The following is a 231-nucleotide window of genomic DNA, read 5'->3' as shown; positions in this document are numbered from 1 at the left end:
GCCCGGTGCCGGTTCTGCGGCCGAGGAGGGTGTCGGCGAGAGAGACCACGGGGTTGAAATGCGCGCCGGAGACCGGGGCGAGCAGCAGGATCAGGACGCCGAGGCCGAGCGCGGTGGCGATCGAGTTCTCCAGCAGTTGCAGGCCGGGATCGGTGGAGAGGCGCTCCGCGGCGATCCCCGATCCGACCACGACCGTCACCAGCAGCCCCGTGCCGAGGAACTCGGCGAGGC

The 231-nt window shown here is 71.9% G+C and carries 1 protein-coding gene; it reads right to left on the bottom strand.

Going from position 1 to position 231, the window contains the following annotated elements:
* On the bottom strand, positions 1 to 231 hold a 231-nt coding region (locus KMS84_RS40800), incomplete at both ends, for an aquaporin (RefSeq protein WP_256921695.1).

It is taken from the genome of Streptomyces hilarionis, from assembly GCF_024539675.1.
In the GTDB taxonomy this organism is placed as follows: domain Bacteria; phylum Actinomycetota; class Actinomycetes; order Streptomycetales; family Streptomycetaceae; genus Streptomyces; species Streptomyces hilarionis.
This window is presented reverse-complemented; position numbering and strand designations above follow the sequence as displayed.